Here is a 12,459-nt window from a genome sequence, read left to right as displayed (position 1 = left end):
TGCTGGTCCGGTGAACCGGCAGATCGAGCTCGAGATCGGCGGCATGACCTGCGCCGCCTGCGCCAATCGGATCGAGAAGAAGCTGAACCGCCTCGACGGCGTGACGGCCACGGTCAACTACGCCACCGAGAAGGCCCGCGCGACCGTCCCGGCGACCCTCACCGCCGCCGACCTCATCGCCGTCGTCGAGAAGACCGGATACACCGCCGCCGAACCCGCCGCCGTCGAGGTGGTCGCGGCCCCGGTCGCCGACCCGTTGCGTACGAGGCTGCTCGTCTCGACGGTGCTCAGCCTCCCGGTGATCGTGCTGGCGATGGTCCCGGCCTGGCAATTCGACTACTGGCAGTGGCTGTCACTCACGCTCGCCGCGCCCGTTGTCGTCTATGCGGGCTGGCCGTTCCACCGCTCCGCGTTCGTCAACCTGCGCCACGGCGCCGCCACGATGGACACCCTGGTGTCGGTCGGCACGCTCGCCGCGTTCCTGTGGTCACTGTGGGCGCTGTTCCTCGGTGACGCCGGCATGCCCGGAATGACCCACCCCTTCACGTTGCGTGCCGACGCCATGGGCGACGCGATCTACCTCGAAGCGGCGGCCGGGGTGACGACGTTTTTGCTGGCCGGCCGCTACGCCGAGGCCCGGGCCAAACGGCGGGCCGGGGACGCGCTGCGATCGCTGCTGACCATGGGCGCCAAGACGGTCACGCTGCGCGACGGCACCGATATTCCCATCGAGCAACTGCAGACCGGAGACCACTTTCTCGTACGGCCGGGAGAGAAGGTAGCCACGGACGGCGTGATCGTCGAAGGCTCCTCGGCCGTCGACCGGAGTCTGGTCACCGGCGAGTCCGTACCCGTCGAGGTTGCCCAGGGTGACGACGTGACCGGTGGCACGATCAACGCCGGTGGCGGTCTGGTGGTCCGGGCCACCCGGGTCGGCGCCGACACCCAGCTCGCCCAGATGGCCCGCCTGGTCGAGGACGCGCAGGCGGGAAAGGCCGCGGTGCAGCGCCTCGCCGACCGCATCTCCGGCATCTTCGTCCCGGTTGTCCTCGCCATCGCGGCGGCCACCCTCGGTTACTGGCTCGGCGCTGGCCACGGCACCACGGCGGCGTTCACCGCGGCGGTGGCAGTCCTGATCATCGCCTGCCCGTGCGCCCTGGGCCTGGCGACACCGACCGCCATCCTGGTCGGCACGGGCCGGGGAGCCCAGCTGGGCATCCTCATCCGAGGCGTCGAAGCCCTCGAATCGGTACGCCGCGTCGACACCATCCTGCTCGACAAAACCGGCACAGTAACCACGGGCACCATGACGGTGCGTGAGATCCGGCCGGAGCCCGGCTACACGGCGGACGACGTCCTGCTCCCAGCCGGCGCGGTCGAGGCAGCCTCCGAACACCCCCTCGGCCGAGCGATCACCCTCGCGGCCCGCAACCGCATCACCGAGCCCACACGCTCCACCTCCCCCGACAGCGCGACGGCGGTCTCTGATGGCGCGGCGGCGGGTTCGGGTGGTGCGGCGCCGAGCCTGGGCGGTGCGGCGCCGGGCCTGGGCAGTGCGGCGCTGGGTGGGTCCGGTGGCACTTCTGGTGTGGGCGCCGGCGTCACGGCGGGATCTGATGGCGTGTTGCCGGTGGTGACGGGCTTCCTGGCCACGGCCGGGGTCGGGGTCCGCGGCACGGTCGCGGGATCGCTGGTCGAGGTGGCCCGCGGCGCGGGTGATCAAGCTCTGACCTGGGTCGAGGTCCGCGTCGACGGCACGGTCCGGGGTCGGCTGGGCCTCGCCGATCCAGTACGCCCGGAGAGCGCCCCCGCCATCGCCCGGCTCCGCAAATTCGGCCTGACCCCGGTGCTGGTCACCGGCGACGCGAAGCCGGTGGCCGAGAAGGTCGCGGCCGCGATCGGCATCACCGAGGTGATTGCTGAGGTGCTCCCGGCCGGGAAGGTCGACGAGGTCAAACGCTTGCAGGCGCAGGGCCGGGTGGTGGCGATGGTCGGCGACGGCGTGAACGACGCGGCCGCGCTCGCCCAGGCCGATCTTGGCATCGCGATGGGCGCGGGCACCGACGTGGCGATCGAGGCGTCGGATCTGACCCTGATGCGCGACGACCTGTCCGCCGCGGTGGACGCGGTGCGTCTGTCCCGGCGCACGGTGCAGATCATCCACGGCAATCTGTTCTGGGCGTTCGCCTACAACGTGGCCGGCCTGCCGATGGCCGCGGCCGGCCTGCTCAACCCGATGATCGCGGGCGCGGCGATGGCGCTCAGCTCGATCTTCGTGGTCGGCAACAGCCTGCGCCTGCGCCGCTTCCAGCCGGTGCGGCGCTGACCCAGGGTGGCGCTGACCCGGGGTGGTGCTGACCCAGGGTGGCGCTGACCCAGGGTGGTGCTGTGAGCCGGGCGCCTCGTCCCGGCGGTCGCTCCCGAAACCCCCGGAGCGCCCGGCTCACCATCTGACCGCCGGGAGATTTCCGGACCGGTCCCGAGGTCCGAAGCTCACCGGCGGCATCCCCAGATCCACCTGCAAACATGACGCTACGTGATGATCACCCGACAAGGGAAGCGGAGTGTGCGGGAATTGTCCGTTCGGCCGGGCGAGCGCGATCCTCAGATCACCCAAATCCGGGCACCGAGCACCAATCTCCTTGTGCCGCAGCTGGTTTTCCGATCTTGTTGTAGCTCTAAGTAATTTCAGCTGACAATGCAAAGAGTGACATCTGGCGGCGAGCCAGTCCGGGGGTCTCTACGAGATGCCGACAGCCCAGGGAAGAACGACCGTTCTTTCCACGGCGGTATGGCAAGGGTTTGGGAGAGGCAGCGGCGGGTGGCGGCCCGCCGCTGCCTCAGCTCGGGGTGGTGGGCCGGGCTCCGGAGGCCGGGGGCGTGAGACCCAGGGCCTCAGCGGCGGCCAGGCCGTTGGCGTGGCCGGCTCCGTAGGTTGTCAGGAACGCCCGGACGCCCGCGGGACGCCAGGCGGACGGCCAACCCATCTCCACCACCGCAACATTATGGCGTGCCGCGAGGTCCGAGACGAGGTTCCGGGTCTCCTCGGTGCGGTGCAGGCGTCGTCCGACGAGCACGATCGGCCTCGGACCGGCGCGTTCGGCCAGTTCCGAGGCGGTCGTCCGGCCGACCGGGACCCGCAGCCAAAGAATTCCGCTGACGGCCGGGCTGGGGTGGGCGGCGGCGGCCAGGCCCCAGGGGACGCGGCCCTCGACGATGGTGTGACCGGCGTGCAGTTCGACCACGAGGGGGTTCGTCAGGCCGGCCACCGATCCCTCGATCCGCAGCGCCCGCCGGGCGGCGACGTGGCCGACCTCGCGGCTCACCGCCGGCGTTGTCACCGGCGACGGCCAGGATGCCAGCTCCGCGGTGCGGCCCGCCGCCTCCTCCAGCCGGGCCGTGGTCAGCTCGCCCCGGCCGACCGCCGCGATGATCTCGGTGAGGACGTGGTCGACCAGGTCAGGCGTGGCCCGGGCGCCCAGGCAGAGGAGGTCCGCTCCGGCGACCAGGGAACGCACCGCCGCCTCGCCGAGCGAGCCCGCCGCGATCAGAGCCGCGCTCATCTCGAGGGCGTCGGTGATGATGGCGCCCGGGAATCCGTACCGATGGCGCAGGAGGTCCTGGATCGCCTCCCGGCTGAATGTCGCCGGGGCTGTGCCGGTCAGGGCCGGGATTCTGATGTGGGCCGTCATGATCGCCCGCGTGCCGGCCTCGATGGCCGCGGCGAACGGTGGCAGGTCGCGGTCCCGCAGCAGGGGGAGGGTCGCGTCGACGGTCGGGAGGTCCAGGTGGGAGTCCGTGTGGGTGGCTCCGTGGCCGGGGAAGTGCTTGGTGCAGGCCGCGACGCCCACGGACTGCAGGCCGGCGACCGCCGCGGCCGTGTGCCGGGCTACGAGGGCGGGGTCGGCGCCGAACGAGCGGGTGCCGATGACCGGGTTGTCGTCGGTCGTGTTGACGTCGGCCACCGGGGCCAGGTCGAGGTTCACGCCCACCGCGGCGAGATCCGCGCCGATCGACTCGTACACCGATCGGGTGAGGTCCCGGTCGTCGACCGCGCCCAGTGCGGCATTGCCCGGGTACGGACTGCCGGTCCGGTGGGCCAGCCTGGTGACGTCGCCGCCCTCCTCGTCGAGGGCGACGAGCGCTCGCGGGTGCGCCGATCGCAGCGTGGCCGTGAGTCGCCGGGTCTGGTCCGGGTCGTCGATGTTCGTCGCGAAGAGGGTGACGCCGGCCAGACCATCGGTCAGCAGCCCGGCGATCCAGTCCGGGGCAACGCCGCCCGGGAACGCCGCGAGCAGGGTGCCGAGGGCGAGCCGCCGGAGGCCGGAGTCGTCTGGCACTGTTAACGCTCCCACTGAGGTGCCATGATCTGCCCGGTGCCCGGGAGTGTGCGGGACGGCCGAACGCCCGACGCCCGGTTACGGTAATAGAAAATCATCCTCAATACCTAGGGGACGTACGTTATGGCCGCGACCCGCCTGCCGGGTACACCCAGGCTGCTGCGCGCACTCAACGACCGCGCCGCGCTCGAGCTGTTGCTCACCAGGGGGCCGCTGACCCGCGCCCAGCTCGGCGAGATGACCGGGCTGAGCAAGGTCACCGCCTCGCAGCTGGTCGAGCGACTCGAGGAGCGGGGCCTGGTGCGCCGGGTCGGTGAGCAGGCCGGCGGCCGGGGGCCCAACGCCCAGCTGTACGCGGTGACGCCCGGCAGCGCGTACGTCATCGGGGTCGAGGTCCTGCCCGACCGGGTGATCGCGGCCTGCGCGGACATCACCGGCGAGATCGTCGGCCGCAGCGAGCAGTCCACCCAGGACAGCGACGATCCGGTCCGCGCGGTGCACAACGCCGTCATCGAGGCCGCCACCAACGCCGGCACGAGCCTCGACCCGGTCCGCCGGGTCGTGCTCGGCACCCCCGGTCTGGTCGACCCGGAGACCAGCGAGGTCTCGTTCGCGTTCGACCTGCCCGGCTGGCACCGGGGGCTGCTCGCCGACCTGCGCAAGGACCTCAACGTCCCGGTCGTGTTCGGCAACGACGTCAACCTGGTGGCCATCGCCGAGCAGCACACCGGCGCGGCCAAGGGCGTCGACGACTTCGTGCTCATCTGGATCGACCGCGGTGTCGGCCTGGCCAGCGTCATCGACGGACGGCTGCACCAGGGCAGCACGGGTGCCGCGGGCGAGATCGGCTATCTGCCGGTCGCGGGCACCGAGGTGCCGCACAACGTCTCCGAGCGCAGCGTGAAGGGCGCCTTCCAGACGCTGGTCGCGTCGGACGCGGCCAAGACCATCGGCGCACAGTACGGCTTCCGCGGCGCCGAGTCCGCCGACGTGCTCCGGGCCGCGGTGGACGCCGGCGAGGCGGGCGAGCCGGTCCTCGCCGAGTTGGCCCGGCGGGTCGCGCTCGGGGTGGCCGCCACCTGCGCCGTGCTCGATCCGCCGCTGGTCGTGCTCGCCGGCGAGATCGCCCAGGCCGGCGGCGTCGCCCTGGCGTCGCGCATCGAGGCCGAGGTGGCATCGATCACGCTGGTGGCGCCGAAGGTCGTGGTGAGCGAGGTCGCCGTCGAGCCGATCCTCAACGGAGCGCTGCTGGCCGCGTTGGACGCGGTCCGCGACGAGGTGTTCGGATCAACGACGGGGTGAGGCTCGGCACGCCGTCCGATCCGGCCGCGCGTGCGTGGTTGGATGGACGCGTGCTCGACGCAGCGACCCCCACGCCCCCTGACGAAGACACCGTCATCTCCTTCGACCGGCTGAGCGTCATCCGCGGCGGCAGCCATCTGCTCCGGAATCTCACCTGGCAGGTCGAGCTCGACGAGCGGTGGGTGATCCTCGGCCCGAACGGCGCGGGCAAGACCACATTGCTCAACCTGGCGTCCGCGCGGATCCACCCGTCCCGGGGCACCGCGTGGGTGCTCGGGGAGCGGCTCGGCCGGACCGACGTCAACGAGCTGCGCACCCGGGTGGGCATCACCACCGGGCAGCTCGCCGAGCGGGTGCCGCCCACCGAGCGGGTCCTCGACGTCGTGGTCACCGCCGCCTGGTCGGTCGTCGGCCGCTGGCGGGAGAGCTACGACCCGCAGGACGAGGCCCGGGCCCGGGCGCTGCTCGACCAGATGGGCATGGGCGCGCTGACCGACCGGGAGTTCGGCACGCTGTCCGAGGGCGAGAAGAAGCGCACCCAGATCGCCCGCGCGCTGATGACCGACCCCGAGCTGATGCTGCTCGACGAGCCGACCGCCGGGCTCGACCTGGGTGGCCGCGAGGACCTGCTGGCCCGGCTGACCGAGCTGGCCGAGGACCCGGACGCGCCGGCCATGGTGCTGGTCACCCACCACGTCGAGGAGATCCCGCCGGGATTCACCCACGCGCTGCTGCTGCGCGAAGGTAACGTCGTGGCGGCCGGTCTGCTCGGCGAGACGCTGACCGCCGAGAACCTGTCCAAGACGTTCGGCCTGCCGCTGATCATCCAGCGCCACGGCGACCGATACACGGCCCGTGCCGCTTGAGGAGCTGACGATGGCTGACGTGGCACCGAGGATCGTGGTCGCCGGCAGCGCCAACATGGACCTGGTGGGCATCGCCGCGCGGCTGCCGCTGCCCGGCGAGACCGTGCTGGGCGACGACTTCATGATGACGCCCGGTGGTAAGGGCGCCAACCAGGCGATCGCGGCCGCCCGCGCGGGCGGCTCCTGCACGTTCCTGGGTGCGATCGGCTCGGACGCGTTCGGGGTGACCGTCAAGGCCCGGCTGAACGCTTCCGGCGTGGACACCTCGAACATGCGCACCAGTTACGGCTCGTCCGGCGTGGCCGTCATCATGGTCGATCACGCGGGCGAGAATTCCATCATGGTGAGCCCCGGCGCCAACAGCACGTTCGCCGGCCTCAGTGCCGCCGAGACCACGGTGATCGCCGAGGGTGACGTGCTGCTGTGCCAGCAGGAGATCCCGGTGGAGACGGTGCTCGCGGCGTCCCGGGCGGCCCGCGAGGGAGGCACCCGGACGATCCTCAACGCGGCACCGGCCCGTCACCTCCCGCCGGAGCTCCTCGCGGTGGTCGACCTGCTCGTCGTCAACGAGAGCGAGGCGGAAGCGATCACCGGCTCCGCCGAACCCCGGATGGCCGAGCTGCTCGCCCTGGTCCCGCGGGTGGTGCTCACCCTCAGCGGCAAGGGCTCCTGGTACGCGGACCGCGACGGCGCCGACGAGCGCATCCCCGCGTTCGAGGTGGACGTGGTGGACACGACCGCGGCCGGCGACGCTTTCACCGGGGCGCTGGCGGTGGCCTGGGGCGAGGGCCGCGACATGATCGACGCGATCCGCTGGGCCAACGCGGCGGGCGCGGCCTGCGTCCGCAAGGTCGGTGCCTCCAACGCGCTGCCGTCGCGCGCCGACATCGACGCCATCTACGCGCGCGGCTGACGATCAGCTCTGCCGGGCCATCTCTGATGGCCTTCGTGATGCCCGGTTACCGGTTTTTCGCCACGCGCAGTCCCCACATCACCAGGGGAATCTGGAGCGGCAACCGGCCGTACGCGATCGCTCGCCGGCCCGGTGTCGCATGCCGCCAGGCCACGGCCATCTTGACGTTCGCCGGGAAGACCGCCGCGAACAGCCCCGCCGCGGCCAGCCCACCGAGCCGCCGGGTGCGCGGCACCGCCACCGCGACGGCGACCGCGAGCTCGGCGGCACCGCTGAGGTAGGTCCATGTGCGGGGGCGGCCCGGCAGCGAGCGCGGCACGATCCGGTCGAACGGGCGCGGCTGGGCGAAATGCAGGACGCCGCTGGTGGCCAGAACGCCGGCGAGCGAGAGCGCGGATCTCATCAGGAGGAGCCTCCCCGGGGCACGGAATCGTGGTCGAGGGCGCGCTGCAACGCCCGGTAGATCTGGCCGAAACGCTGCCTGTTCCGCGTGCTCAGCAGCAGAACCCCGGCGCCGCGTACGTCCGCCCAGATCTCGAGCCGGTGACTGCCCCGGTCGTAGGAGCGGTCGACCACCTCGAGCAGCACGTCGGCGAGCGGCACGGCGGCGAGCCCGACGAGGATGCCACCGCCGGCCAGGGCGATGGTGGTGACGGAGGAGGCGTCGAGCAGCACGGCGATCGACACCGCGATCGCACCGACCACCAACGGCATGATCATGGCGACGGCCAGGGCGCCCCGGCCGGCCACCGAGGACCACTGCCGCCGGCCCCTGGTGTGCCAGACCCGGGCAAGATCGTCGAGCCGGTAGTCGCGGCCGCCCATCCGGATCCCGTCCGACGTGACCAGCACGTCCGGATCCCGGTAATAGGTGATCATGACTGTCCTCCCCTCCCGTTCCATGCTACTTACCCCGCCGTGCACGCCTTACCCTGTCGAGGACGTTGCGGATCGATCCGGGAGGTTCACGTGGGTGAGTTCGTGGAACTGGAGACCAAGGACGGCATCGGCACCATCCGGCTGCGCCGGCCCCCGATGAACGCGCTCAACAGCCAGGTCCAGGAGGAACTCCGGCAGGCCGCGCAGGCCGCGGCCGCATCACCCGAGGTCCGTGCCGTCATCGTGTACGGCGGGGAGAAGGTGTTCGCGGCCGGAGCGGACATAACGGAGTTCACGACCACGACGTTCCAGGAGATGACGGTACGCGCGGGAGCCCTGTCCAGCGCGTTCGACGCGGTCGCCAGGATTCCCAAGCCGGTGGTCGCGGCGATCACCGGATACGCCCTCGGAGGCGGCTGCGAACTGGCCCTGGCCTGCGACTGGCGGGTCGTCGCGGAGGATGCCAAACTGGGTCAGCCGGAGATCAAACTCGGCCTCATCCCGGGCGCCGGCGGCACCCAGCGCCTGGCCAGACTCGTCGGCCCGGCCCGAGCCAAGGACCTCATCTTCTCCGGCCGCATGATCGACGCCGAGGAAGCGCTGAGAATCGGTCTCGCCGACCGCATCGCCCCCGCCGCCGACGTGTACGAGACCGCGGCCGACCTGCTGCGCCCCTATCTGACCGGCCCGGCGCTGGCCCTGCGAGCGGCCAAACAGGCGATCGACGGCGGCCTGGACACGGACCTGGCCTCGGGTCTGGCCCTGGAGAGCCACCTCTTCGCCAGCCTGTTCGCCACGGACGACCGTACGGAAGGCACCAAGGCGTTCGTCGAAAAGCGAAAGCCCACCTTCACCGGACAATGACCCGGAGCCACCCACCCGAGGATCTCGCGGATATCGATCCGTTGCCATAAAGTTCCTCTCTGTGACGATGCCTCGGGTGGGCGCGACATCGGTACGACGAACCACAACCATCGCGGTCGCGTTGCTGACCGGCCAGGCGCTGCTCTGCGCGATAATCGGCCTGGTCACCTTCGCGGCCGGCCACGACCGAACGGTGGCCGCACCCGCCCTGGCCGACCCCGTCCCCACCACCCTGACCAGCCAAGACCCCACCGGTGACCGCCATGACCCGGGCAGTGGTGGTCCAGGCAGCAGTGGCCCGGGTGACGATGGTCCGGGCAACGGCGGTCCAGGCGGCCGTGGTCCCGGCAGCGGTGGTCCCGGCAGCGGTGGTCCAGGCAGTGGTGGTCCAGGCAGTGGTGGTCCAGGCAGTGGTGGTCCAGGCAGTGGTGGTCCGGGCGGCAGTGGTCCGGGCGGCGATGGTCCGGGTGGCAGCGGCGGTCCGGGTGGGAGTGGTCCCGGCGGCAGCGGTTCAGCTAGCGGTTATCTCGGCGGTGATGGGCCCGGCGGTGATAGGCCCGGTCGCGGTGATCAGGGCGGCGCTGCCCCTGGTGGTGGGCGGGAAGGCGCGGACGGTCGTGACTCCCACGCCCAAGAACAAGGTGAACAAGATCGCGGAATCCCCACCGACAGGGACCGCGCACCATCCCAGGGTCAGGACGGCCCCCGTCCCGGCGGCGCCACGGTCCGCCCAGCTGTTCCCCCGGTCCAGCCCGCAGATCCAGCCCCGGCGAAATCCCCACAGGCCACCCACATGCCGACGGTGCCCCCACCCCCGACGTCGCCAAACGGTCCGCCCGGGCACCCACCGGCCCCGATCCGGCTGCCCCCGCGCGGTGATCACCCACCAAATGCCGGCGCCTCCTGCGACCACCCAGGCCAAACCGCCCGAGCCGCCTCCGGCCGCAAGGTCCGCTGCCTCCGAACCAACACCGGCACCCTGATCTGGCGCCCGGCGTAGCCGACCCACTGTTCGCCTGCCTGCGCGTCCGCTCAACCCGCCTGTGTGCCCGCTCGTCGTGTCTGAGTGCCGCACACCCTGCCCGCGCAGTCGGCTCGGTCTGTCCGCCCGCCTGCTCGTTTGGGCGTCTCTGTGTGCCTGCCTCCGACCTGGCCTGGGCGCGCCTCCAGCCTGGCCTGGGCGCGCCTCCAGCCTGGCCTGGGCGCGCCCTCTCGCCTTGCTCGCGCAGTCGGCTCGGCGACGGGTTGCGGGTTGCGGTTTGGGCTTAATGAAGGATGCCGCTAACGCGATGATCTCGCCCCACCCACCAAGAAAGAACGTTCGTTCTATAATCTCGACACAAGGCGGCCGTCGGGAGCAGCGGAGGCCTGAAGGGGTGGGAGGGCCTGGTGTGACGCGCTGCCGCCGCCGACCCGCCCGGGTGTGAGAAAGACCTGGACCGGCCGGGGCGATGGGGGACCGGTCCGGGACGGGGCGCGGGGCTGATCAAGTCGTGTGCGCTACCCCCTACACTGGCGCGCATGTCCATCGACCAGGGTCGGCACTCGCTCGGTGTCGACTTCGGCACCTCGAACACGGTTGCCGTGGCGCGATGGCCTGACGGCCGCGTCCGGCCGATTCTTGTTGACGGGTCGCCTCTGCTGCCTTCGGCTGTCTACGCCGAGCCGGACGGGACGCTGCTCATCGGGCGGGATGCCGTGCACAGCGCGCGGCGTGACCCGGCCCGGTTCGAGCCTAATCCCAAGCGCCGGATCGACGATGGGTCCGTGCTGCTCGGGGAGCGTGAGGTCCCGGTTGTCGATCTTGTGGCCGCCGTGCTGGTGCGGGTGGTCGAGGAATGGCACCGGGCGGTCGGGCCGGTGCGGCCCGAGGTGACTCTGACCTGCCCCGCGACGTGGGGTGCGACCCGGCGGGGGCTGCTCGCCGAGGCCGCCGGGCGGGCCGGGCTGGAACGGGTCCGGCTGGTGGCCGAGCCGGTTGCCGCGGCCACCTACTTCGCCGAGGTGCTGGGTCGCGACGTACCCATCGGGTCGGTGGTCATGGTCCATGATTTCGGGGCCGGCACGTTCGACGCCAGCGTGGTCGCGCGGACCGCCGAGGGGTTCGAGGTGCTCGCCGTCGACGGGCGGGACGATCTCGGGGGCCTGGACATCGACGCGGCGATCGTCGAGCACCTGGGGCGGCTCTGTGCCGAGCGGGATCCACAGGCCTGGGCCCGGCTGGCCGCGCCGGTGACGCTGGAGGACCGGCGGGCGCAGCGGCAGTTGTGGGACGACGTCCGGATCGCCAAGGAGCGGCTTTCCCGGTCGCAGAGCGCCGACGTGATGATCCCGTTGCTCGATGTCGAGATGCATGTGACCCGGGATGAGCTGGAGAAGCTGGCCCGGCCGATCCTGGACCAGACCGTGCAGGTCACCCGGGATCTGCTGACCTGGGCGGATCTGCCGGCCGGCCGGCTGGCCGGGGTGTTCCTGGTGGGTGGCGCGAGCCGGATCCCGCTGGTGAGCACGTTGCTGCACCGGTCGCTGGGTGAGGCGCCGGTGGTGATCGAGCAGCCTGAGCTGGTGGTCGCCGAGGGCAGTGTGCTCGCCGGCGCCGCGTTGCTGGCCAGTGAGCCGGCCGCGCCGGGGCCGACCTCGGAGATGCGCCTGCTGTCCCGGGACGAGTTGGCCGAGCGGGTCTCGATCGACGACATGGAGACGGTGCCGCAGTCCCGCCGTGAGCTGACCGGGCAGGGCATGCCGCCGGCGGTCGACCCGTGGCCGGACGCGGATCATCATTGGGAGCCGGACCCGGACGCCACGGTTGCCGCCCCGATCTCCCCGGCGACCAGGACCGGGGCGGCGCGTGCCGGGTCCCCGGCCGATGCGACCGTGCGGGCCCCGGCGGGCCTGGGTCGGGCTGACCTGGGCCGGGCTGACCTGGGCCGGGCTGACCTGGGCCGGGCTGACCTGGGCCGGGCTGACCTGGGCCGGGCCGAGCTGGGCCGGGCCGACCTGCCGGCGACCGGGCCGTTCCCGAATCCCGCGCCCCGGGCCGGGCTGGTGGCCGCCGGTCAGGCCAGGAAAGCCGCGACCGGCCCGATCGCGCCGAAACCGAAGAAGCGCACCAGTCGCGGCGTACGGGCCATCCAGATCCTGCTCAGCCTCATCGTGCTCGCCGCGGTGCCGATCGTCACGCTGCTCCTCGCGTACAGCCTCACCTCCGGGGTCGACTTCGAGTCGAGCCTGAGCTATCTCATCGAAGACCTTCGTCGTCTGGTGGGTTGATCGGCGGTAGCGTGCGGGGGAGGGC

Annotated in this window: 9 protein-coding genes; 6 read left to right on the top strand and 3 right to left on the bottom strand. The window is 71.9% G+C overall.

Annotated elements, in window-relative coordinates:
• Positions 1-43: 43 nt before the first annotated feature.
• The gene (locus ACIA6A_RS04765; RefSeq protein WP_396096453.1) at positions 44-2,326 is read left to right on the top strand and encodes a heavy metal translocating P-type ATPase; all 2,283 of its coding nucleotides are present in this window, start codon (positions 44-46) and stop codon (positions 2,324-2,326) included.
• Positions 2,327-2,840: 514 nt separating this feature from the next.
• On the opposite strand, the gene ACIA6A_RS04760 is transcribed toward ACIA6A_RS04765, so the two are convergent.
• Entirely contained in the window at positions 2,841-4,340 is a 1,500-nt protein-coding gene (locus ACIA6A_RS04760; RefSeq protein WP_396096024.1) for a glycoside hydrolase family 3 protein, read from the bottom strand.
• Between the two features lie 123 nt (positions 4,341-4,463).
• On the opposite strand from ACIA6A_RS04760, the gene ACIA6A_RS04755 reads away from it, so the two are divergent.
• The 3 genes from ACIA6A_RS04755 to ACIA6A_RS04745 are packed head-to-tail and all read left to right on the top strand — an operon-like array spanning position 4,464 to position 7,421.
• A complete protein-coding gene (locus ACIA6A_RS04755) occupies positions 4,464-5,642 on the top strand; it encodes an ROK family protein (protein WP_396096023.1) in 1,179 nt (392 codons plus the stop codon).
• On the top strand, positions 5,639-6,508 hold the full coding sequence (locus tag ACIA6A_RS04750; RefSeq protein ID WP_396096022.1) for an ABC transporter ATP-binding protein: 870 nt from the start codon (positions 5,639-5,641) through the stop codon (positions 6,506-6,508). Before ACIA6A_RS04755 ends, ACIA6A_RS04750 begins: the two co-directional genes overlap by 4 nt.
• 10 nt (positions 6,509-6,518) lie before the next feature.
• Entirely contained in the window at positions 6,519-7,421 is a 903-nt protein-coding gene (locus ACIA6A_RS04745) for a ribokinase (RefSeq protein ID WP_396096021.1), read from the top strand.
• A gap of 46 nt (positions 7,422-7,467) precedes the next feature.
• Here the strand turns inward: ACIA6A_RS04745 and ACIA6A_RS04740 are convergent, their stop codons facing one another.
• Positions 7,468-7,824, bottom strand: a complete 357-nt coding sequence (locus ACIA6A_RS04740; protein ID WP_396096020.1) for a MauE/DoxX family redox-associated membrane protein — start codon at positions 7,822-7,824, stop codon at positions 7,468-7,470.
• A complete protein-coding gene (locus tag ACIA6A_RS04735) occupies positions 7,824-8,300 on the bottom strand; it encodes a DUF6232 family protein (protein WP_396096019.1) in 477 nt (158 codons plus the stop codon). The genes ACIA6A_RS04740 and ACIA6A_RS04735 overlap by 1 nt, the downstream gene beginning before the upstream one ends.
• A 90-nt stretch (positions 8,301-8,390) precedes the next feature.
• Between ACIA6A_RS04735 and ACIA6A_RS04730 the strand changes: the two genes are divergently transcribed.
• Together ACIA6A_RS04730 and ACIA6A_RS04725 are read left to right on the top strand one after the other, a co-directional pair.
• Positions 8,391-9,164, top strand: coding sequence for an enoyl-CoA hydratase/isomerase family protein (locus ACIA6A_RS04730; RefSeq protein ID WP_396096018.1), 774 nt, complete (start codon positions 8,391-8,393; stop codon positions 9,162-9,164).
• A 1,521-nt stretch (positions 9,165-10,685) separates the two neighbouring features.
• Complete coding sequence (locus ACIA6A_RS04725; RefSeq protein WP_396096017.1) at positions 10,686-12,434, top strand: Hsp70 family protein; 1,749 nt, start codon at positions 10,686-10,688, stop codon at positions 12,432-12,434.
• Positions 12,435-12,459 lie beyond the last annotated feature (25 nt).

This window comes from Actinoplanes sp. NPDC051494 (genome assembly GCF_044454705.1).
Lineage (GTDB): Bacteria > Actinomycetota > Actinomycetes > Mycobacteriales > Micromonosporaceae > Actinoplanes.
The sequence above is the reverse complement of the archived record's forward strand: the minus strand, read 5'-3'. Positions and strand labels throughout refer to the sequence as shown.